Below are 20,846 nucleotides of genomic sequence, written 5' to 3'. Positions count from 1 at the left end.
GCGCAGTCGAGGAGGCCGGTTCAGTCAGATGATTCAGAGTGAGAGGGAAGATCTCGCTACGGTGGGTTCCTCCCTATCATGGAGCCCAGAGCTCTATGCCCCGCCCTGCCGAAAGGTCGGATCGTGATGTATTTCGGGATTGTGGCCATGGCCTTGGTGGCGATGCTGACCCTCGTGGCGCTGTTCGCGGCGCATCGTGTCTTGACGGTTCACGTCGATCCGTTGACCTCGTTGCCTGCCCAATCTGGATGGGTGCCCCAGGAGCACGCCCTATCGCGCTTCCACGTGCGTTGGTATCTTGCGTCCATCATCTTCCTGGCCTTCGACGTCGAGATGCTGTTCATGTACCCCTGGGCCGTGGTCGTGATTGAGAAGGGGCTCTCCGCAGTCGTCGAGATGTTCCTCTTTCTCGGCGCTCTGCTTGTCGCTGTGGCCTGGGCTTGGCGGGAAGGGGCGTTTCGATGGGTCTGAACGAACTCCTCGCCGGACTCGCCGTCCGTGCTGCCCACGTCCTCGTTGTCGAGCCGCCGGGCCAGTGGTCGATACGTGTGGAGCTCGAACATCAGATGCTGCGCCGTGGATGGCGACGGGCGTGGACCCCAGCCGATGCGGACGTCCTTGCGGTGTGCGGCGTGCCCGGCCCTGAACTGGCGGAACTGGTGGACCTCATCTGGGAGCAGATGCCCGGTCCGCGGGTACGCACCAGCATCAGCTCGCCCGACGCTGTGGCATTGGCTCTACGCACCGCCGCTGACCTCCTTCTCGACACTCCCGGTCATAGAGCAGATGCGCAGGGCCGACTGCAGGAACCTCAGCTTTCTGACGACTCCAACGACATGGACGACGGGGACCTCGACCATGGTGAGCACGACGGGACGCCCCCCGAAGAACACCCCGGTATGAGGAACCCAGACCATGGCGAGATGGAACATGACCAGGCGGGCCACGAGAACCACGACGGCCATGGCGGCCACGAGGGTCATGGCGGCCACGAGAGCCACGAGGGTCATGGCGGCCACGGCGGAATGGACATGGCTCCGGGGGGCATTCCGTTGGCCCAGGGCGGGGAAGACCGTGACGGTCTGGAGATGGATGTCCTGCATCTGGCGCTGGGTCCTGTCTTGCCGTTCTGGCCGGCAGGGCTGGTCCTTCGCTGCTCGTTGCAGGGCGATGTCGTGGTCGACGCCGAGGCAGCTGTGATCGATGGTGGGGGCTACGGGACTCCGGTGCAGGCGAAGCGTCCCGGCCCCGTGTCCCCGGCGGTGCGGTGTGACAGTGCCCTGGCGTTGCTGGCACTTGCGGGGGCGGAAGATGCGGCAGCCCGTGCCCGCCATGCCCGGGACACACTGCTGCACGGCGAACAAGATGCTGCCCAGGACGCCGTTGAGCGGTTGTACCGCACAGTGCGGAAATCGCGGCTGCTGCGTTGGTCTCTGCGGAGCGTTCTGCCTCTCACCTCCGCTGATCTAGAGCGTCATGGCTTGCCGAGCCGTTGTCTCGGGGACGCCCACGACCGGTTGCTGTGGAGCCTCGACGTGATCCGGGCCGAGACACGCAACGAGGAGCCCGTGGCGCCGATCGAGACAGGTGTGGTGCCTTGGGAGATTGTGCCGCACCTGGTGCCAGGGGTGGAAGTGGCCTCTGTGCGGCTGGCGGTGGCGAGCTTGGATCTTGTTCCGTTCCCGGCCGTCCAGGAGGCGAGGCATGTCTGAGTCCGTGGTGACGACCGTCTCTGCCGGATGGGCCGTACTGGCAGCCATCATTCTGGGCGGCCTCGCGTTCTTCGCTGTTGCTCTGGAGGCGGCATTGTCCGCTCGCGCCCACGGCGCCTCCGGTGGTTGGGTGGCGCCCGTGGCCCGCACCGCGCGGCTGCTGCGGCAGCGGCGCCGGACCACCGTGGCCGCGGACACGCTGCTGTGGCGGATCGGTGGCGCGGGCCTGCTGGTCGGGGCGTTCGTAATGGTCGCGGTGAATCGGCCCAGGTTTGATGCCGCTGCTGTTTGAGTCCGAGAGGATGGACAGCATGCCGAAGAAGATCGATCCCCAGCTGCGCGCGAGGTGCGTGCGGCTCGTGCGCGAGCACGCCCAGGAGTACCCCACCCTGACCGCGGCGACGGCCGCGGTCGCCCGCCAAGAGGGCGTCTCGCGGGAGTCCGTGCGGCGCTGGCTGGCCCAGGCCGAGGTCGACGACGGGTCCCGTCCCGGCACCACGACCGAAGAATCCGCCGAGGTCAAACGACTGAAGGCCGAGGTCAAGCGATTGCGGGAGGACAACGAGATCCTCCGCCGGGCCTCAATTTTCTTCGCGGGGGAGCTCGACCCCCGCAACCGCTGATCCTCGCCTTCATCGACGAGATGCGCGCCGAGGGCTATGCAGTCGAGTCGATCCTCCGCGTCCTGCGCCAGCAGGGCCTGGAGATCGCTGCACGCACCTACCGGGCCTGGAAACGGCCGGCCCGCATCGCTGCTCGCACCGTCACAGACGCTCTGGTCGAGGACAAGGTCCGCGAGCTTGCATGGAAGTTCAACCCGGTCACCGGGCAGGTGCAGATGACGCCGGAGGGCTTGTACGGGCGACGGAAGTGGGTTGCCTTGCTCCGCCGCCAAGAAGGCCTCGCCGGCACCTCCCGCGGCGCGGTCGACCGGGCCATGCGGACCCTTGGCCTCGAGGGCGTGCGGCGGGTGAAGAAGCTGCGCACCACCATCCCTAATCCGGATGGGAAACGTGCCGGTGACCTGCTGAGTCGTGACTTCACGGCTCCGGCTCCGGACCGGGTCTGGGTCACCGATTTCACGTATGTCCGGACGTGGGCGGGGTTCGTCTATGTCGCGTTCGTCGTGGACGTGTTCGCCCAGCGGATCGTGGGCTGGCACGCCAGCTCCAGCATGCGCACCGACCTGGTGATGACTCCGCTGCGGATCGCACTGTGGCAGCGCGACCGCGACGGAAACCCGGTCCCACCAGGATCTTTGGTAGCGCACAGCGATGCCGGGTCCCAGTACACCTCGGTCCGGTACACCGAGCACCTCGACCTCGAGGGCATTGCCCCGTCGATCGGGACCGTCGGCGACGCGTATGACAACGCCCTCATGGAGGGCGTGAACGGCCTGTACAAGACCGAGTGCATCCGCACCACGGTCTTCCACGCCGGCCCCTTCCGGACGCTCTCGGACGTCGAGTTCGCGACCGCCGGCTGGGTCGACTGGTACAACAACCGGCGTCTCCACGGCTCCCTCGGGATGCTCACCCCGGTAGAGTTCGAGACGCTCCACTACGAGGCCCTCGACCGAGAGCCCGAACCCGCAAAGTAGCGGCAGAGAACCTGGGCCGATTCAGGACGCTGGCGGACCTGGACGTGGGGGTGGTGTGGTTCAACGCCGTGGACGTCATGGTCTGGGCCCTGGTGTGGTTGGCCGGGTGGGGCGCCAATTCGACGCACAGCCTGGTGGGTGGCTACCGGTTCCTTGCCCATGGGCTGGCATACGAGCTCCCCTTGATGTTTGCGCTGGTGGCCCCGGCGATCGCGGCTGGCAGTCTTCGCGTCGGGGAGGTGGCTGCCGCGCAGGAGGGCCTGTGGTTCGTGGTGTGGATGCCGGTGGCGTTCCTGGTCTATCTGATCGGGGTGACCGGGTTCTCGGTGTGGGGCCCGTTCGCCCCGGCCCTTTCCGCGGACATTGCCGGTGGTGTGCTGAGTGAACTCTCCGGGTTGGACCGCCTTGTTTTCCTGGCCGGGCGCTACGCGTTGTTGGCTGCCGGGGCGGCCTTCGCGGTACCGCTGTTCCTGGGCGGGGGCGCCGGGCCCGTGCTGCCGGGCTGGGCGTGGGTGCTGGTGAAGACCGTGGCGGTGCTGACCGTGCTGGTGTGGTTGCGGCGGAAGCTGCCGATGTTCCGACCGGACCGGTTCATGGAGATCGGGTGGGTGGTCTTGCTGCCTGCGGCCGTGGCCCAGGACCTGGTCGTGTCTCTCGTCGTCGTCGGGAAGGGCTGAACCGTGCTGTTCACAATCGTGTTCTGGGTACTCGCCGTGGTGGCCGTGGCCGCGGGCGTAGCCGTGTTCGTGGTGGACTCCATGGCCCGGGCCACCTACGCCCTGGCGCTGTCGTTCATCGCCGTGGGAGTGCAGATCCTCCTCTTGCAGCAGAGCTATCTCGGGGTCATCACGATCTTGATGATGGTGATGGAGATGGCGGTGATGGCTGTTTACATGGTGATGTTCATGGGCATGAACCCGGCGCTGATGCCGATGGACATGACCCACGGGAAGAAGACGGCGATCGGCGCCTCGGCCGGCGTTTTCGGGCTGCTGGCTGCCGGCGCCCTGCTCATCCCCTGGCCGGAGCGACGCGGCGCCCCGCCCGAGGACCTCACGCAGGCGATCGGCTTGGCGATCATGGACGAGAAGATGCTGGTCATGGTCGTGGTGGGTGCGGTCCTGGTGGCAACCATCGTGTCCGGGGTGGTGCTGGCCGCTCATCGCACCCGCTACGACCGGTTCGGTGACGACCTACGCCGCCGGCCGGCCGACGATCCCCAGCCGGGGGGTGTGGGCCGATGACCCTGGAAGCCGTGCTGGTGGTGGCCGCCGCGCTGTTCGCGGTGGGCCTCTACGGAGCGCTGTCCCAGCAGGTGGTGGTGATGGTGATGATGGGTCTGGAGCTGATGATCAACGGGGTGTTGCTGGCCGCCGCCGGATTCTGGTGGTTCCTGGCCCCGGACCCTTCCGGGCAGGTGCTGCTGCTGGTCGTGCTGGCGGCGATGACCGTGGAGATGGCCATGGGCTTCGCCGTGGCCACGTTGCTGCACCGCCGGCGCCAGACCGACATGACGGACATGGCCGAGGAGCTGTCCCGATGAGCGGGGCCGAGGGCGCGTTGCTCGCCATGGTGCTGCTCCCGGGGGGCATGGGCGCCGCGCTGGCCCTGACCCGCCGGTGGGAACGCGTTGCGACACCGATCGCGGTGGCCACCGCTGGGCTCACCACGGCACTGGCGGCAGTCGTCGCCCTGGCCAGGCCGGCGCTGTCGTCCCCGTTCCTGGCCGGCGCCGACTTCGCACTGGAGGTGGATGCCCTTGCGGCGCTGACCGCACCGATGATCGCCGCGGTGACCTTCCTGGTGCTGGTCTTCGCGGCTGGGAGCATCCGGGAGTCCCGGGCCCGCTTCCACGGGCTGATGCTGATCTTCTCCGCCGCGGCCTTGGTCACGGCCTCCGCCGCCAGTATCCCGGCGCTGCTGTTCGCTTGGGAGGTGATGGGCGCGACCTCCTACGCCCTGATCGGGTTCTGGTGGCGGGAACCGCACCGGGTCTCGGCGGGGCTCACCGCCTTCCTCACCACCCGCACCGCCGACCTGGGCCTCTACGTCGCCGCCGGCGCCGCCCTGGCCGGCGGAGCAGGAATGGCGCTGGCTGACCTCCCCGCCGCGACGGACCCGTGGCGCCACGTCGTCGCGGCCGGGATCCTGGTCGCTGCCCTGGGGAAGGCCGCACAGCTGCCCTTCTCGTTCTGGCTCTCCGGGGCGATGCAGGGTCCCAGCCCGGTGAGCGCGCTGCTGCACTCAGCGGCGATGGTGGCCATGGGCGGCTTTCTGCTTCTGCGCGTGGAGCCGTTGTTGGCTGCGACCGGGTGGGCCGGGCCAGTCGCCGCCTGGCTCGGGATGCTCACCGCGGTGCTGATGGGCATCGTGGCGCTGGCCCAGCGGGAGCTCAAACAGCTCCTGGCCGCCTCCACGGTCGCCCAGCTGGGGTTCGTCGTTCTCGCTGCCGGCGTCGGCGCGGTCAGTGGCGGCGCGGCCCATCTGGTGGCGCACGCCTCCACCAAGGCCCTGCTCTTCCTGGCTGCCGGGGCATGGTTGACGGCGGTGGGCACCGAAGATCTCGCGAGACTACGCGGAGTGGGGCGTCGGTGGCGGGTTGTCGGGGTCTGCGCGAGCGTGGGGGCGCTGGCCCTGGCGGGGATCGCCCCGCTGTCCCTGTGGGCGACCAAGGACGCCGTGCTGGCTGCTGCGCTCGAGGCCTCCCCGTGGCTCTATGCCGCCGGGTTGCTGGCGTCCGCCCTGTCGGCCGCCTATGCCGGCAAGGCCCTGTGGGCGATCTGGCGCCGCGGGGACGGCGCGGGAGTCCGTGCGGGCGGCACCGGCCAGGTGGGGGCCCTGGCGCAGGCGCCGCTGGTCGTGCTGGCCACCGGCGCGGCCGGGCTCGTCGTGCTCGCTCTGCCCCCGCTCAGCCGGGCCCTCGCCCAGGCCCTGGGCGGGCACGGCGAGGTCTCGGCCGTCGAGCTGGCTCTCTCGGCCGTGATCGCGGCGGCCGTGCTGCTGCTGATGCTGCGGCTACGCGCCCCCGAGCCGAGATGGGCCCGTGAGTGGCTGGGGCTGGAGAGGATCGCGCATGCCGTCGTCGTCCGCCCGTCCCTGTCCCTGGCGCACGCCCTGGCTCGGTTCGATGACCACGTCCTGGACCGCACCGTGATGGCCGCCGCCGGGGCGGTGCCTGTGCTAGCGCGAATCGCCGCCCGTGCCGACGACCGGTTTCTCGACGCCGGGTTCGACGCCACCGCGCACGCCGTCGACGTGACCGGTCACCTGGCGGCGAGGGTCGATGACGACGGAGTGGACCGTGGGGTGGAGATCCTCGCCGGTCGGGTCCGCCGGCTCGGGCATCTGGCCCGGATCCCGCAGACCGGAGCCATCCACCAGTACTTCCTCCAGGCCGTCGCGGTCCTCGCGATCGGCGTCGTGGCCTGGTCCGTCTATGCCGTGATGGGATGAGCATGCTGAGTCTGATCGTTTTCCTGCCCCTGGCCGGCGCCGTCGTCCTGGCGGCGATGCCGGCGGTCGGCCCTGCGGTCGCCCGCTGGGCCTGGGTCGCCGTGAGCGCGGTCGAGCTGGTGCTCGTCGGAGTGCTGTGGGTCGGTTATGAGGACCCGGGGCAAAACGCACTGGCGTACGAGCAGCAGGTGCCGTGGATCCCGGGGGTGAACAGCAGCTATCACGTGGGCGTGGATGGTCTCTCGTTACCGCTGGTGGCCATGACGACGATCGTGTTCCTGGCCTGTGCCGTCTACGCCCTGCGCCAGCCCGACCGGCCCCGGATTCAGGCGGCCCTGTTCCTGTTCCTGCAGGGCGTGAGTCTGGGGGTGTTCGTGGCAGCCGACCTCATCCTGTTCTTCGTGTTCTTCGATCTCTCGATCGTGGGCATGTACTTCGTGATCGCCGGATGGGGCCATGGCAACGCTGCCCGCTCGGCCCTGAAGTTCTTCCTCTACACGTTTCTGGGATCACTGGCCCTGCTGCTGGGCTTTATCGGGCTCTACGTGGCCGCCGCACCGCACACCTTCGACATCCCCGAGCTTGTCGCGGCCACCCCGCTCGATGACAGCCCGCTGACCGGGGGGCTGGTGCTGGCGGCGATCGTGGTCGGTCTCGCGGTGAAGACCCCCACCGTTCCCTTCCATACCTGGTTGCCACCGGCCCACACCGACGCCCCGGCGACCGGTTCGGCCGTGCTGGCTGCGGTGTTGCTGAAGATGGGGACCTATGGGTTCGTGCGCATCGCCATGCCGATGCTCCCGGAGGCGTGGCGGTCCTGGGCCTGGGTGATCGTGGCGATCGGTATCGTCTCGGTGCTGTACGGAGCGTTCGTGGCGCTGGCTCAGACGGACCTCAAGCGGATGGTGGCCTACACCTCCGTCAATCATATGGGCTACATCGTCCTGGCCCTGGGTGCGGCGGGTCTGGTCGCCGAGGGCGCCGAGCAGGCCCGCTCGGTGGCGGTCACCGGTGCGGTGGTGCAGATGGTCAGCCACGGGTTGATCACCGCCGCGCTGTTCCTGCTGGCGGGGGTGATGCAGGATCGGGCCGGCACCTATGACATGGGTTCCTACGGAGGCCTGGCCGGTCCCGCGCCGCGGTATGCGGCGCTGTTCGCGGTCGGTGCCTTCGCCTCCCTGGGCCTGCCCGGGTTCTCCGGATTCATCGCCGAGTTCCAGATCTTCGCCGGCAGCATCGCGGTCGCCCCGGTCACCGCCATCGCCCTGCCGGGCATCCTGGTCACGGCCGCCCTGTTCCTGCGGGCGCTGCAGCAAGTGTTCACCGGCCCCACGGAGGGCCGATCGCCCGGGTTCGCGGATCTGCGCGTCCGGGAGCTGTGGTCGGTCGGTCCGCTGCTGGCCCTGTCCGTGCTCATCGGGGTGCTGCCTCGAGTCCTGCTCGAGGTGATCGAGCCGGCCTCCGCGGCCCTGGTCTCCTTGGTCGGGAGGTAACCGGTGGAGGCCTCGATGCAGATGCGGCCCGCCCTGCTGCTGCCGGAGATCCTCGTCTTCATCGGCGGCCTGGTGGTGCTGCTGGGCGGCTCATTCCTGCCCCGCCAGCGGCAGTGGATCGCCCGCGCCGTCGCCGCGGTAGCCCTGCTCGGTGCCACGGTCGCCGCCGCCGTGGCGATGACCGGCCCCGAACAGAGCGCGTTCTCAGGCACCTTCGCTGTGGACGTCGCCACCGGAGCCGCCCGGATAATCGCGGCCCTGACGACCCTGTTGGTCCTCGGGGTGGCCTCCGGGGAACTCGCCGGCTCGCCGCGAGAGTCCGACACCTACGCGCTGCTGCTCTTCGCCACCACCGGGGTGATGGTGCTAGCCGGAACCACCGACCTGCTCGTGCTCGTAGCCGGATTCCTGCTGGTCAGCATCCCCTTGTACGGGATTATCGGCCTGACCGGCGGCCGGGCCGGGGCCGAAGCGGCGATGAAGACCTACCTCATGGGCGCGTTGTCCGGGATCCTGCTCATGCTCGGGGTCACCGTGCTCTACGCCGTGGCCGGGGGCACCGACTACGCCCTGCTGCGGGACGTGCTACCCGGGGCCCCGGCCGCAGCCGTGGGGGTCGGCGTGCTGGGCGTGCTCGCCGGGTTGCTGTTCAAGGCCGGCGGCGTGCCCCTGCACTTCTGGGTACCCGACGCCACACAGGGCACCGGCGGCACCGCCGCGACGTTCCTGACCACGGTCCCCAAGATCGGAGCGCTGGTAGCCGTCTACCGATTCGTGGCCACGATCTCCGAAGGCGACGGCTCCTGGCTGGTCGTCGCAGGCGTGCTGGCCACGACCTCCATGGTCGTGGGCAACCTTGCCGCGTACTGGCAGACCGATCCCCGCCGGCTGCTGGGCTGGTCGACCGTGGCCCAGGTCGGGTTCCTGCTCGTCCCGGTGGCCGCGGCGGGTCGCAGTGATCTGGCACTGCCCTCATTCTTGTTCTACCTCGCCGCCTATGCCCTGGCCAACGTCGCCGCCTTCGCCGTCACCGCAGCGCTGCCCCACCACCGCGAGCTGAGTGACTACCGAGGTCTGGCCCGGTCCCGCCCCGGGCTGGCCCTGGCTCTGCTCGTCGCGCTGCTGGGCCTGGTGGGCACCCCACCGCTGGCCGTGTTCGTCGGCAAGCTCACCACCGCCACCGCAGCCTGGGACGGCGGGCACGGCTGGTTGGCGCTGGTCGTGATGCTCAACAGCGTGCTCAGCCTGTTCTACTACCTGCGCTGGTTCGCGCCCGCGTTCGCCCGTCCTACCGATAACGGCGCTAGCTTCCCCCGCCCGGGCGGAGCGGCCACCTGGCCGGCAGCCACCGCCGGGGTGGCTGCCACCGCGAGCCTGGGGCTCGGCATCCTGGCCGGTTTCCTGTGGGCGGCTCTGGAAGGACCCCTGCTGTTCTAAAGACGGTGCCGGCATGGACGTCACCATCGCTGCCGTCGGCGTGATCCTCGCGTCTGACGCGCCACGCTCGGTATGGCCTCTCGGCCACTTGGGCACGGCTTATCCCAGCGCATTCTCGAGACGTTGAGCCTCTCCCGGCTTCGCCAACCCCTCGTGGCGGCACGTGTGAATCGGCTGTAAGTGTTCGTGGTGGCCGGCCCGGGGGCTGGCTGGCAGGGTTGGGGCTGGTAGTCCGGCGCCCGTCGTGACTCCTGAATCGGCTGACCCCTACGGGGTGTCATTCCCGGGATCTGTCCGGCAGGGACCGGGTCCCGGCGCCAGCCCTGGCCCACTACGATGGCTTGATCAGAAGCATGTCCACCGTCGAGATCACGATCCCGACGGCGTGGCTCATTACAGGCCCACCTCGTAGTAACTCTCATCCTGGGCCGACGCCAGCAACGACGTCCCGTCCCAGCGATTCGAGAGGAACATCGTCATGAACACGCTGCCTGCCACTGTAGGGGACATCCACCGATAAGTCGTCGGCGTCGACACCCACGCCGCAACCCACTTCTACGCGATCATCGAAGTCCCGAACGGCGCTTTCATAGATCAGAACGTCTTCCCGATCAGCCCTGCAGAGCTGCGACGCGCCCGAGACTGGATCTCACGCCGAACCGAGGGAGATCTCGACGGTGTACTGATCGTTGTGGAAGGAACTGGCTCCTACGGAGCAGTTCTCAGCGACGTGTGGCAGCGAGCGGGGTACCGAGTCGTCGAGGCACCGACCCCGCGTCCTGACGACGTACGGTCACGCCCCTGACGTCGAGGGAGACGAAAGCGGGCACTAATGGGGCAGCGGGAGCGAGAGCCTCCTGCTGCACTCGTATGGCCTTCAGCGCATCTCGGGAACGGTGAAGGCTGGGAGCAGGGTTCCGATGATGAGGTCGGCGGCGTCCTTGAGCTCGATTCGGCCGGCGGTCACCTCTTCGGCGGCAGCGTTCATGGCCAAATGGGTGACGGCGAGCAGCCAGCTGACCGGAAGCTCTGCGCGGAACACCCCTTCACGCTGTCCGCGTTCGAAGAGACCCTGCATGCGCCCCTCGGCCACCTCATGCATCTCACGGATGCGCGCTGACGGCAGTTCGCGCTGTGCCACTACGAGCACAGAGCGGACGCGTTCCAGGAGAGACCAGCTCGACGTGATGAGGGCTTCGAGCGCTGCCACTGGGTCCCCGTCGAGGGGCACGTTCCCGAGGACGTCCTCGGCCTGCTCGAGGCTGTCCGCGAGGGTCGCATCGATCAGTGCCGCACGGTTGGCGAAGTGCCCGTACAGGGTCATGCGGCCCACGCCGGCTTCGGCGGCGATGTCGGCGACGGAAGCGTCCGGGTTCTTGCGCAGCGCGACCGGCGCGGCGGCGAGGATCTTCGCCCGGTTGCGCTGTGCGTCGGCACGCTGATTGACCCCCAGACCGCTCTTGCCGCGTTCACCTGCTGCGGTCGTGCCCTTGACGTTCGGCATCTTCCACCTCTAACTCGTACGGGAATGTATGGGTTACTCTATCCGTTGTAACCCGTACACCGATGTCTGAGTTCGGTGTTGTGGGGCCCCTCCCACGGGAACGCAGTCAAGGACGGAAGGGCCAGAGGCCATGAGAACGAAGAAGCATGAGACGAACGAGGTGCGTCATGTCTGAGTCAGATGCACCTGTGCCCCAGACGGGGGTGAAGCAGTGGTGGGGTCTTGCGGTACTCGTGATCCCCTCAACGCTGCTGTTCATGATGTTGACGATCCTGTTCCTCGCGGCCCCGAACATGGCCGCGGACCTGAGCCCGACGAGCGCACAGCTGCTATGGATCCTCGACATCTACGGGTTCGTGATGGCCGGGTTCCTCGTCGCGATGGGCGTCCTCGGCGACCGCGTCGGCAAGCGCCGGCTCATGGTGATTGGCGCCATCGTGTTCGGGATCGTCTCGATCGCCGCGGCGCTGACGACGAGCCCAGAGCTGATGATCCTCTGGCGAGCCGTTCTCGGGCTCGGAGGAGCCATGATGCTCCCCTCCACCCTCGGGCTGATCTTCGTACTGTTCGCCGACCCGAAGGCCCGCGGCATCGCGGTCGGGGTGTGGGCCGGCGGCATCTCCGCAGGCGTCGCGCTCGGCCCCCTGCTCAGCGGGCTCCTGCTCGAGGCGTTCGGCTGGCAGTCGACCTTCCTGGTCGCCGTCCCGGTGATGGCGCTGGTCGCGATCGGTGCCCCGCTGCTACTACCTGAGCACAAGGACCGTACTGCGAAGATCGACCTGTTCAGCGCACTACTTCTCGTCACTTCGCTACTCGGGATCATCTACAGCATCAAGCGCTTCGCTACCCAGGAGCCGGTCGGACCGACGATCGGACTGCTGGTCGCCGGAGCGCTGATCGGTCTATGGTTCGTGATCCGGCAGCTGCGGGCCACACACCCTCTACTGGATGTGCGACTGTTCGCCAACCGCACCGTCAGCGGAGCGCTCACCGTTTTCCTCCTGTCGGCTGCGGCATTGGGAGGGGTGTACTCCCTGTTCACCCAGTACCTGCAACAGGTTCAGGGGCTCTCACCGATGCAGGCGGGGCTGTCGATCATCCCCGCCGCGGCGGTCCTCATCGTCGTCTCCACCCTCTCCCCGATGCTGGCCCGGAAATTCCGTCCTGGCAACGTGATCGCGCTCGGCCTGCTCACGCAGGTCGTCGGCTACGCACTGTTCACCCAGCTCGATGCCGGTACCGGTCTCGCACTCGTGATCGCGAGCTTCGTGATCACGTACCCGGGGGTTGCGCCCTCGATGGCGCTGACGACGGAACTGGTCGTCAGCTCGGTCCCGCCGGAGAAGGCCGGCGGCGCCTCCGGCTTGGCGACCACCGTGAACGACTTGGGCATCTCCCTCGGGGTGGCGGTCATCGGCAGCATTGGCATCGCCACCTACCGCGGCCAGATCACCGACACCATGCCCGACGGCATGCCAACAGAAGCAGCAGCCGCCGCGGAGACCGGCATCGACGGAGCCCTCGCCACCGCGGAACAGCTGCCCGACACGGTCGGCGCAGCTCTGACCACCGCGGCGCAACAGGCGTTCACCAGCGGGCTGAACACCGCCGGCATGGCCTCCGCCGTCATCGCCGCTCTCGCCGCACTCATTGCCGCTACGCGGTTGCGCCATATCCGACCCACCGGCGAGTCCGCTTCCGAATCGAGGTCCTCCGAGGAATCCGTGCGGTGAGTGGAGCCGGCGAGCCGATGCCCGGCACTCGTAGCCACGGGGCTTGCGTGGTACCGGGAGGGGGTATAGCCTCAATCCTGGAACGATACCCCGTGGGGGTATATAAACTGAGAGGAGCACGACCATGACGACGAACGAGTACCAGGTGACCGGAATGACCTGTGGGCACTGCGAGATGTCCGTCCGCGAGGAGGTCGACGAGCTCTCCGGGGTGACTGACATTCAGGTCAGCGCCCAGACGGGTCGCCTCGTCGTCACCTCCGAGGAGCCCCTCGACGACGCACAGGTCCTCACCGCGGTCGAGGAGGCCGGCTACTCGGCGGTCAAGACCCGATGAATGCCGCGGGACGACTGATCGCCTACGGCGCTGCTCTCGCAGTGACCTTCGGCGGCGCATTCGTCGCAGCCGGCGCCGTCGTCCCGGACCGGGTCGTCGAGAGATGGTCGGCGCAGGCAGCCGACACCTCGCACGACGATCCCGACCACGGTGGAGGCGCGGATGCGCAGCCCGAGACCGCACCGCAGAAGGGAGTATCGATGTCCTCGCAGGGCTATGTGCTGTCTGAGGTCTCCGCTCCGCAGTCCGCGGCGGAGTCCGGAGAGCTCGTCTACACGATCACCGGCCCCGACGGGAGCCCCCTCACGGAGTATCAGGAGGCACACGAGAAGGAGATGCACCTGATCGTGGTCCGCACCGACGGCACCCAATACCGCCATGTACACCCGGAGCTGGACCCGTCCACCGGGAGCTGGTCCCTGCCCTGGCAGTGGGAGGAAGCCGGTACGTACAAGATCTATGCCGACTTCGCCCCCACCGGCGACGGTGAGGACACCCTGACGCTGTCGCGAACCGTTGACGTTGCCAGCGAACTCACGCCGGTCACCGACCGTCCCCTCTCCGCGAAGGACGAGGTCGACGGGTTCGAAGTGACTCTGGACGGGGACCTGACTGCCGGGACCTCCAACGACCTCACACTGAGCGTCACCCAGGACGGCGCTCCGGTAACCACCTTGGAGCCCTACCTCGGCGCCTTCGGCCATCTCGTCGCCCTGCGCGAGGGCGATATGGAGTACCTCCACGTCCACGCCGAGGGCGAGGACCCGGTACCCGGGGAGACCTCCGGCCCGGAGATCTCCTTCATGGCGGATGCCCCCACGGCCGGCCGCTACTACCTCTACCTGGACTTCCAGATCGATGGCGAGGTGCACACCGCGCAGTTCGTCGTGCAAGCGGAGCAGGGCACCGAGAACGAGAGCGCCGATGCGCACCCGGATGGTCACTGACCCCATGGAGCCGGATCAACCGTCGCAACAGATCGGAAAGGACCTGCAGTGAACCCCGAAACACCGCTCATCGCCGAGGCCGGCATCGAGCTGGAAATCGGCGGCATGACGTGCGCATCCTGCGCGAACCGGATCGAGCGGAAACTCAATAAGCTCGACGGCATCACCGCGACCGTCAACTACGCCACCGAGAAAGCCAAGGTGACCGTCCCGGAGGGCTACGATCCGCAACTGCTCGTCAGTGAAGTCGAAAAGACCGGATACACCGCCGCGCTACCCAAGCCCGCCACCCGCAAAGACTCAGCGAATACGCCTGGGGACGATCAGGAGAGCTCCGACCCGGAGCTGACCTCCCTGCGCCCCCGGCTGATCGGTGCGGTCGTGCTGACCGTCCCGGTCATCGCGATGGCGATGATCCCCGCCATTCAGTTCCCCTACTGGCAGTGGCTCTCGCTCGCGCTCGCGGCCCCGGTCATCGTGTGGGGCGCCTGGCCGTTCCACAAGGCAGCCTGGACGAACCTCAAGCACGGCGCAGCCACGATGGACACGCTCATCTCGATGGGCACCTCCGCTGCCCTGCTGTGGTCCCTGTACGCACTGTTCTTCGGAACCGCCGGCACCCCAGGCATGACTCACCCCTTCGAGCTGACGATCGCGCCCTCCGACGGGGCAGCGAACATCTACCTCGAGGTCGGTGCGGGCGTCACGATGTTCATCCTGGCCGGCCGCTACTTCGAGAAGCGCTCCAAGCGCCAGGCCGGCGCCGCACTGCGCGCCCTGCTCGAGCTCGGCGCGAAAGAAGTCTCCGTGCTGCGCGGAGGCCAGGAGCAGAAGATCGCCATCGACGATCTCGTAGAGGGTGACGATTTCATCGTCCGCCCCGGCGAGAAGATCGCCACCGACGGCACCGTCGTCTCCGGCACCTCCGCGGTCGACGCCTCCATGCTCACCGGCGAGTCGGTCCCCGTCGAGGTGAGTGAGGGGGACGCCGTCACCGGCGCCACCGTCAACGCCGGCGGACGCCTCGTGGTCCGCGCAACCCGCATCGGCTCCGACACCCAGCTGGCCCAGATGGCCAAGCTCGTCGAGGACGCCCAGACCGGCAAGGCCGAGGTCCAACGCCTGGCCGACCGCATCTCCGGGATCTTCGTGCCGATCGTCATCCTGGTCGCCGCGCTGACCCTCGGCGCGTGGCTCGGCGCCGGGTTCCCCGTCACCGCGGCCTTCACCGCCGCCGTCGCCGTGCTCGTGATCGCCTGCCCCTGCGCGCTTGGTCTGGCGACTCCGACCGCCCTGCTGGTGGGCACCGGCCGCGGAGCTCAGATGGGGGTGCTCATCAAGGGCCCCGAGGTGCTCGAGTCCACCCGCAAGGTCGACACCGTGGTGCTGGACAAGACCGGCACCGTCACCACCGGCAAGATGACCCTCACCGATGTCGTCACCGATGAAGGCACCGATCGCGCCGAGCTGCTGCGACTGGCCGGCGCCGTCGAGGACTCCTCCGAGCACCCGATCGCCCAAGCGATCGCCAAGGGCGCCACGCAGGAGGTCGGCGAACTCCCGACACTCTCGGACTTCACCAACGTCGAGGGCAAGGGTGTACGCGGCACCGTCGACGGGCGCACCGTCGTCGTCGGCCGCGAGAGCCTCCTCGCCGAGACGCAGATGGCCCTGAGCCCCGCGGTCGCCGCGGCCAAGGCGGAGGCCGAGGAACAGGGCAAGACCGTCGTCGCCATCGGCTGGGACGGAATCGCCCGGGGAATCCTGGTGGTCGCCGACACGGTCAAGCCCACCAGCGCTGAGGCCGTCGCCGAGATGAAGGCGCTGGGGCTGACCCCGGTCCTGCTGACCGGCGACAACGAGGCCGTGGCCCGCCAGATCGCCGCCGAGGTCGGCATCGACGAGGTCATCGCCGAAGTCCTGCCGTCGGAGAAGGTCGATGTGGTCTCCCGCCTCCAGCGCGAGGGCCGGACCGTCGCAATGGTGGGCGACGGCGTCAACGACGCCCCCGCCCTCGCCCAGGCCGACCTGGGACTGGCGATGGGCACCGGCACCGACGTCGCGATCGAGGCCAGCGACATCACCCTGGTGCGCGGCGACCTCCGCAGCGCCGTCGATGCCATCCGCCTGTCCCGCAAGACGCTCTCGACCATCAAAACCAACCTGTTCTGGGCCTTCGCCTACAACACGGCCGCGATCCCCGTCGCCGCGCTCGGCATGCTCAACCCCATGCTCGCCGGCGCCGCGATGGCCTTCTCCAGCGTCTTCGTCGTGGGCAACAGCCTGCGCCTGCGCGGCTTCACCTCCATCGCGAAGAACTGACCCCTCCCCGCACGAAACCCCTATGGAAGGAACCCCATGAACGACACCACCGACCAGAACTCCAGCTGCTGCGGCCACACCTCCCACTCCCCCGTGGAGTCCGAGGGGCGCCCGAACCCCATGGGCCCCGCGGAGGACGACATGGCCACCTGCCCGGTGATGGAGGGCAGGCCCGTCGTCAAGAGCGCCGCCGAGGCCGCGGGCTTGTTCCGTGACTACGAAGGCACCCGCTACTGGCTGTGCTGCGCCGGCTGCGGCCCCCTTTTCGACGCCGACCCACAGAAGTACGTCGCCGCCTGAGGACCACCGCTCAGCGGGAGGGGGCGCACTGTCAGGCAGTGCGCCCCCTCCCCCATATAGATCGGAGCTCGGCAATGCCCGACACGACACACGTTCTCGTCATCGGTGCAGGAGCTGCGGGGTCGGCCTCCATCCGGGAACTCGCCCAGCACGAAGAGATCACCACAACCGCGATCATCGATACGGAAACCACCCCGTATAACCGCACTCTGATCAACAAGGCTGTCGCCACCGGCCTCCTCGAACCCCATCACGCACATCTGCCAGCACTGCCCGCTCCACCAGTCCGGGATCGCGTCCAGGCGGTGGACCCCCAAGAGCAGACCGTTCACCTGCGCACTGGAGCCCGCGTGGACTATGACGCACTGATCGCCGCTACGGGAAGCGCGCCACGCGCCCTGCCTCCGAGTATTGCCAGCCCTGCCGCCCTGGAGAGCGGACGGGTGACGCATCTGCACTCCCTGGACGATGCGCTCCGTGTGCGCGGCGTCCTTGACCGCACGCCCTCCCCGCGGGTCCTGATCTACGGCGCAGGGTTCATCGGAGCCGAGACCGCGGGAATCCTCCGCGACGCTGGATGCAGGGTCACGCTCGCTGCCTCTTCGCCCATCCCAGGGGCCACCGCCTTCGGCTCCCAGGTCGCAGGACAACTTTCCCAGGCACATCAGGTCACTGTCGACACGCACTTCGGTCACGCGCTGACGCGCCTTGAGCTCGTCGAGAGCGAGCTGCACGCCGAGTTCACCGACGGCCGTGACATTGCCGCGGACCTGGCCATCACCGCCCTTGGAACGCGCCCACTCTCCCCCTCCCCCTGGGGTGGAGCGATCGCTGTCGATTCGGCTGCGCAGCCGTGACCACGAGAACGTCTACGCCGCAGGAGGCGTCGCGGTCCACGAGTCTGACGGCACGATCTGGCGCATCGATCATTGGAGCGACGCCGAGGCACAGGGCGCGCACGCCGCGCGCAGCGTCCTGGCCTCGCTCGGGCTCGCGGACACCCCCGGGCCCTACCGACCCCGCGCCCTCTACAGCGCACAGATCCACCAGCACCTCTACATCGCTGCTGGACACACAGGCCGATTCGGGACTACGCGCGCCTTCTCTACCAGCCCCCTCGTCCTCACCCACGACCGAGCGGGCCGGCTCGTCGGAGTCAGCGGCTTGGACGCCGGCCCCGACGTGATGGCTCTCGTGCCGCGCCTCCACACCTCGATCACGCCGATGCTGACAGCGGAATCCAACCCCTCGACACATACCCCCTAGGGGTATATGGTCGGGTGCATGAACGCTGGCAACCACCCACACCGTCACGACCACGGAGAACCCGGCATGCAGCACTCTCATCCTTCCCCCACGCCTCATGGCGCCCACACCGGTATTGCTGAGCACGACGCACCCGACGCGCATCACGACCACGGAACTCACGGAGACCACGAGGACCACTTGGAACACGAGGGTCATTCAGGGCACGGGGGTCACGCCGGTCACGGGGACCACGTCGGGCAGTTCCGGCGGTTGTTCTGGATCAACCTGATCATCGCGGTCCCAGTTGTCGTGTTCTCGCCGATGTTCGCGATGCTGCTCGGGTACAGCATTCCCGATGTCCCCGGCGCGATGGGGATCGCCCCGGCCCTCGGCACAGTCATGTACGTCTGGGGTGGCCGCCCGTTCCTCACCGGTGCCGTCTCCGAGGTCCGTTCCCGTCAGCCCGGGATGATGCTCCTGATCGGGCTCGCGATCACGGTCGCGTTCATCGCCTCCTGGGGTGCGACCCTCGGCCTCCTCGACCACCAGCTCGAGTTCTGGTGGGAGCTCGCCCTGCTGATCGTGATCATGCTGCTGGGCCACTGGGTCGAGATGCGTTCCCTCGCCCAGACCACCTCCGCACTCGACTCCCTGGCCGCCCTGCTCCCGGACATGGCAGAACGCATCGAAGGCGACGAGCTCGTGAGCATCTCGCCCACCGAGCTGCAGCGAGGCGACCTCGTCCTCGTCCGCCCCGGGGCGAGCGTCCCGGCCGACGGCACGATCCGCGAAGGCCGCGCCGACGTGGACGAGTCCATGGTCACCGGCGAGTCCCGCCCCGTGACGCGCTCCACCGGAGACTCCGTCGTGGCAGGCACCGTCGCCACCGACTCCAGCCTCCGCATCGAGGTCACCGCCACGGGCGACGACACCGCCCTCGCCGGTATACAGCGCCTGGTGACCGAAGCACAGAACTCCTCGTCCCGCGCACAGCGCATCGCAGATACCGCTGCGGCGTGGCTGTTCTGGTTCGCTCTCGGCGCCGCCGTGATCACCGCGATCACCTGGTCACTGCTCGGCATGCCCGATGATGCCGTTGTTCGCACAGTGACCGTCCTGGTCATCGCCTGCCCTCACGCGCTGGGGCTCGCGATCCCGCTGGTCGTCTCCATCGCCACCGAGCGGGCCGCCCGCGGCGGTGTTCTGGTGAAGGACCGTCTGGCCCTGGAAGCAATGCGCACCGTCGACGCCGTCCTGTTCGACAAGACCGGCACCCTCACCAAGGGCGAGCCCGCCCTCGCCGAGATCATCACCCGCGGTGCGGACGAGACCGAGGTGCTGGCCCTGGCAGCTGCCGCCGAAGCGGAGAGCGAGCACCCGCTCGCCCGCGCCATCGTCGCCAAGGCTCAGGCCGAGGGAGCACAGATTCCTGCGGGCTCTGACGTCAGCTCCACCCCGGCGCTGGGCGTGAGTGCCCAGGTGGATGGGCACGAGATCCGCGTGGGCGGTCCCCGCTTGCTCGAGGAAACCGGAGTGAGCGAAGTCGACGAGGCTGAGGCCTGGCGCCAGGAGGGCGCGATCATCCTCCACGTCCTCCGCGACGGCGAGGTGATCGGCGGTCTCAAGCTCACCGATGAGGTGCGCCCCGAATCTCGCGACGCCATCGATGCTCTGCACAGTTTGGACGTCGAGGTCGTCATGATCACCGGCGACGCCGAGGCGGTCGCGAACAGTGTCGGCAAGGAGCTCGGAATCGACAGGGTTTTCGCTGGGGTGCGCCCCGAGGACAAGTCCTCGAAGGTCGTCCAGCTCCAGAAGGAGGGCAAGAAGGTCGCGATGGTCGGCGACGGCGTCAACGACGCCCCTGCACTCGCTCAGGCAGATGTCGGCATCGCCATCGGTGCCGGCACCGACGTCGCGATCGCCTCCGCCGGGGTCGTGCTCGCCAGCTCCGATCCACGCTCGGTACTCTCGGTCATCGAACTCTCCCGAGCCGCCTACCGCAAGATGAAGCAGAACCTCTGGTGGGCAGCCGGCTACAACCTGCTGTCCGTGCCACTCGCGGCCGGAATCCTCGCCCCCATCGGATTCGTGCTGCCGATGTCCGTCGGCGCGATCCTCATGTCCCTGTCCACCATCGTCGTCGCCCTGAACGCCCAGCTCCTGCGACGCCTCGACCTGCGTCCGGAAGCGACCGTCGCCGCCGTCCGGGCTCGCCACTGATCCTCCCTCACCGAATGGAATCACTCATGAGCACTGCAACTGACCCCACCGAGGAACAGGCCTGCCACAGCGGACCCCACGGCTACATCCAGGACAAACCCCGCTACCTCAACCGCCTCAAGCGCATCGAAGGCCAAGCCCGTGGAATCTCTCGGATGGTCGATGAGGATGTCTACTGCATCGACATCCTCACCCAGATCTCCGCTCTGAACAGCGCGCTCGAGAACGTTGCGCTGGGACTGCTCGACGACCACCTCCGTCACTGCGTCCTCGATGCCGCTCGCGAAGGCGGAGAAGAAGCCGAGATCAAGCTGAAGGAGGCTTCGGACGCAGTACGGCGCCTCGTCAAGTCTTGAACCATTCCGCCACCACCGACAACCCAATCGATCAACGGCACAGCTCTAGTTTCGGCCAGGTTGCCCTCGGCACCACTCACCGCCTTGAGGAACCCGACAACTTCATGAGAATTCGACCAGGTAACCTCCTTGTCGCGCCGCAGTTCACAGCGTCGCACCCCTGACAGGTCGCGCGAGAACC

General features: G+C 68.1%; 20 protein-coding genes. 19 read left to right on the top strand and 1 reads right to left on the bottom strand.

Going from position 1 to position 20,846, the window contains the following annotated elements:
* The first annotated feature begins 126 nt into the window (after positions 1-126).
* From JOF44_RS01490 to JOF44_RS01445, 10 genes are all read left to right on the top strand, one after another.
* Entirely contained in the window at positions 127-471 is a 345-nt protein-coding gene (locus tag JOF44_RS01490; protein ID WP_010534535.1) for an NADH-quinone oxidoreductase subunit A, read from the top strand.
* Entirely contained in the window at positions 462-1,712 is a 1,251-nt protein-coding gene (locus JOF44_RS20580) for a hypothetical protein (protein WP_245348813.1), read from the top strand. Before JOF44_RS01490 ends, JOF44_RS20580 begins: the two co-directional genes overlap by 10 nt.
* Positions 1,705-2,004, top strand: a complete 300-nt coding sequence (locus JOF44_RS01480; RefSeq protein WP_245348812.1) for a hypothetical protein — start codon at positions 1,705-1,707, stop codon at positions 2,002-2,004. The genes JOF44_RS20580 and JOF44_RS01480 overlap by 8 nt, the downstream gene beginning before the upstream one ends.
* A gap of 19 nt (positions 2,005-2,023) precedes the next feature.
* Positions 2,024-3,312 (top strand): IS3 family transposase gene (locus JOF44_RS01475; RefSeq protein WP_209886298.1). Its coding sequence is split into 2 segments (ribosomal slippage): positions 2,024-2,297 and positions 2,297-3,312, totalling 1,290 coding nucleotides; the frame shifts between segments, so codons are not numbered across the junction.
* Positions 3,195-3,989: a complex I subunit 1 family protein gene (locus tag JOF44_RS01470; protein WP_342591880.1), complete on the top strand. Its 795-nt coding sequence runs from the start codon at positions 3,195-3,197 to the stop codon at positions 3,987-3,989. Before JOF44_RS01475 ends, JOF44_RS01470 begins: the two co-directional genes overlap by 118 nt.
* Positions 3,990-3,992: 3 nt before the next feature.
* Positions 3,993-4,556, top strand: coding sequence for an NADH-quinone oxidoreductase subunit J (locus JOF44_RS01465; protein ID WP_209886466.1), 564 nt, complete (start codon positions 3,993-3,995; stop codon positions 4,554-4,556).
* The gene (locus JOF44_RS01460) at positions 4,553-4,855 is read left to right on the top strand and encodes an NADH-quinone oxidoreductase subunit NuoK (RefSeq protein WP_010534530.1); all 303 of its coding nucleotides are present in this window, start codon (positions 4,553-4,555) and stop codon (positions 4,853-4,855) included. Before JOF44_RS01465 ends, JOF44_RS01460 begins: the two co-directional genes overlap by 4 nt.
* Positions 4,852-6,765 carry an NADH-quinone oxidoreductase subunit 5 family protein gene (locus JOF44_RS01455; RefSeq protein WP_209886463.1) on the top strand — a complete coding sequence of 638 codons (1,914 nt, stop codon included), beginning with the start codon at positions 4,852-4,854 and terminating at the stop codon, positions 6,763-6,765. The genes JOF44_RS01460 and JOF44_RS01455 overlap by 4 nt, the downstream gene beginning before the upstream one ends.
* Positions 6,762-8,258, top strand: a complete 1,497-nt coding sequence (locus tag JOF44_RS01450) for a complex I subunit 4 family protein (protein WP_245348811.1) — start codon at positions 6,762-6,764, stop codon at positions 8,256-8,258. Before JOF44_RS01455 ends, JOF44_RS01450 begins: the two co-directional genes overlap by 4 nt.
* A 15-nt stretch (positions 8,259-8,273) precedes the next feature.
* On the top strand, positions 8,274-9,695 hold the full coding sequence (locus JOF44_RS01445) for an NADH-quinone oxidoreductase subunit N (RefSeq protein ID WP_245348810.1): 1,422 nt from the start codon (positions 8,274-8,276) through the stop codon (positions 9,693-9,695).
* 877 nt (positions 9,696-10,572) lie between these two features.
* Here JOF44_RS01445 and JOF44_RS01440 read toward each other — a convergent pair.
* A complete protein-coding gene (locus JOF44_RS01440) occupies positions 10,573-11,199 on the bottom strand; it encodes a TetR/AcrR family transcriptional regulator (protein ID WP_053916548.1) in 627 nt (208 codons plus the stop codon).
* A 257-nt stretch (positions 11,200-11,456) separates the two neighbouring features.
* Here JOF44_RS01440 and JOF44_RS01435 point away from each other — a divergent pair, with 257 nt between their 5' ends.
* The 9 genes from JOF44_RS01435 to JOF44_RS01395 all read left to right on the top strand — a co-directional run bounded on the left by JOF44_RS01435 (position 11,457) and on the right by JOF44_RS01395 (position 20,665).
* A complete protein-coding gene (locus JOF44_RS01435) occupies positions 11,457-12,932 on the top strand; it encodes an MFS transporter (RefSeq protein ID WP_245348809.1) in 1,476 nt (491 codons plus the stop codon).
* Between the two features lie 124 nt (positions 12,933-13,056).
* Positions 13,057-13,269 carry a heavy-metal-associated domain-containing protein gene (locus JOF44_RS01430; protein ID WP_209886454.1) on the top strand — a complete coding sequence of 71 codons (213 nt, stop codon included), beginning with the start codon at positions 13,057-13,059 and terminating at the stop codon, positions 13,267-13,269.
* A complete protein-coding gene (locus JOF44_RS01425; protein ID WP_245348808.1) occupies positions 13,266-14,216 on the top strand; it encodes a hypothetical protein in 951 nt (316 codons plus the stop codon). Before JOF44_RS01430 ends, JOF44_RS01425 begins: the two co-directional genes overlap by 4 nt.
* A 48-nt stretch (positions 14,217-14,264) precedes the next feature.
* Positions 14,265-16,538 carry a heavy metal translocating P-type ATPase gene (locus tag JOF44_RS01420; protein WP_209886451.1) on the top strand — a complete coding sequence of 758 codons (2,274 nt, stop codon included), beginning with the start codon at positions 14,265-14,267 and terminating at the stop codon, positions 16,536-16,538.
* Between the two features lie 36 nt (positions 16,539-16,574).
* Complete coding sequence (locus tag JOF44_RS01415; protein WP_245348807.1) at positions 16,575-16,838, top strand: hypothetical protein; 264 nt, start codon at positions 16,575-16,577, stop codon at positions 16,836-16,838.
* Between the two features lie 74 nt (positions 16,839-16,912).
* A complete protein-coding gene (locus tag JOF44_RS01410) occupies positions 16,913-17,695 on the top strand; it encodes an FAD-dependent oxidoreductase (protein ID WP_209886448.1) in 783 nt (260 codons plus the stop codon).
* Positions 17,658-18,104: a hypothetical protein gene (locus JOF44_RS01405; protein ID WP_209886445.1), complete on the top strand. Its 447-nt coding sequence runs from the start codon at positions 17,658-17,660 to the stop codon at positions 18,102-18,104. The genes JOF44_RS01410 and JOF44_RS01405 overlap by 38 nt, the downstream gene beginning before the upstream one ends.
* A gap of 18 nt (positions 18,105-18,122) precedes the next feature.
* On the top strand, positions 18,123-20,309 hold the full coding sequence (locus JOF44_RS01400; RefSeq protein WP_377785310.1) for a heavy metal translocating P-type ATPase: 2,187 nt from the start codon (positions 18,123-18,125) through the stop codon (positions 20,307-20,309).
* Between the two features lie 26 nt (positions 20,310-20,335).
* Positions 20,336-20,665, top strand: coding sequence for a metal-sensitive transcriptional regulator (locus tag JOF44_RS01395; RefSeq protein ID WP_245348805.1), 330 nt, complete (start codon positions 20,336-20,338; stop codon positions 20,663-20,665).
* The last annotated feature ends 181 nt before the right edge of the window (positions 20,666-20,846 follow it).

It is taken from the genome of Brachybacterium fresconis (genome assembly GCF_017876515.1).
GTDB lineage: Bacteria > Actinomycetota > Actinomycetes > Actinomycetales > Dermabacteraceae > Brachybacterium > Brachybacterium fresconis.
Note: the sequence above shows the minus strand (reverse complement) of the source record. Positions and strands in the feature narration are given on the sequence as shown.

Excerpts from the sequence above, each read along its gene's own strand:
- JOF44_RS01480 (WP_245348812.1), top strand. The coding sequence starts at position 1,705 with ATGTCTGAGTCCGTGGTGACGACCGTCTCTGCCGGATGGGCCGTACTG.
- JOF44_RS01400 (WP_377785310.1), top strand. The coding sequence starts at position 18,123 with ATGAACGCTGGCAACCACCCACACCGTCACGACCACGGAGAACCCGGC.
- JOF44_RS01445 (WP_245348810.1), top strand. The coding sequence starts at position 8,274 with ATGCAGATGCGGCCCGCCCTGCTGCTGCCGGAGATCCTCGTCTTCATC.
- JOF44_RS01430 (WP_209886454.1), top strand. The coding sequence starts at position 13,057 with ATGACGACGAACGAGTACCAGGTGACCGGAATGACCTGTGGGCACTGC.
- JOF44_RS01450 (WP_245348811.1), top strand. The coding sequence starts at position 6,762 with ATGAGCATGCTGAGTCTGATCGTTTTCCTGCCCCTGGCCGGCGCCGTC.
- JOF44_RS01425 (WP_245348808.1), top strand. The coding sequence starts at position 13,266 with ATGAATGCCGCGGGACGACTGATCGCCTACGGCGCTGCTCTCGCAGTG.
- JOF44_RS20580 (WP_245348813.1), top strand. The coding sequence starts at position 462 with ATGGGTCTGAACGAACTCCTCGCCGGACTCGCCGTCCGTGCTGCCCAC.
- JOF44_RS01435 (WP_245348809.1), top strand. The coding sequence starts at position 11,457 with ATGATGTTGACGATCCTGTTCCTCGCGGCCCCGAACATGGCCGCGGAC.
- JOF44_RS01460 (WP_010534530.1), top strand. The coding sequence starts at position 4,553 with ATGACCCTGGAAGCCGTGCTGGTGGTGGCCGCCGCGCTGTTCGCGGTG.
- JOF44_RS01410 (WP_209886448.1), top strand. The coding sequence starts at position 16,913 with ATGCCCGACACGACACACGTTCTCGTCATCGGTGCAGGAGCTGCGGGG.
- JOF44_RS01455 (WP_209886463.1), top strand. The coding sequence starts at position 4,852 with ATGAGCGGGGCCGAGGGCGCGTTGCTCGCCATGGTGCTGCTCCCGGGG.
- JOF44_RS01415 (WP_245348807.1), top strand. The coding sequence starts at position 16,575 with ATGAACGACACCACCGACCAGAACTCCAGCTGCTGCGGCCACACCTCC.
- JOF44_RS01440 (WP_053916548.1), bottom strand. The coding sequence starts at position 11,199 with ATGCCGAACGTCAAGGGCACGACCGCAGCAGGTGAACGCGGCAAGAGC.
- JOF44_RS01490 (WP_010534535.1), top strand. The coding sequence starts at position 127 with ATGTATTTCGGGATTGTGGCCATGGCCTTGGTGGCGATGCTGACCCTC.
- JOF44_RS01395 (WP_245348805.1), top strand. The coding sequence starts at position 20,336 with ATGAGCACTGCAACTGACCCCACCGAGGAACAGGCCTGCCACAGCGGA.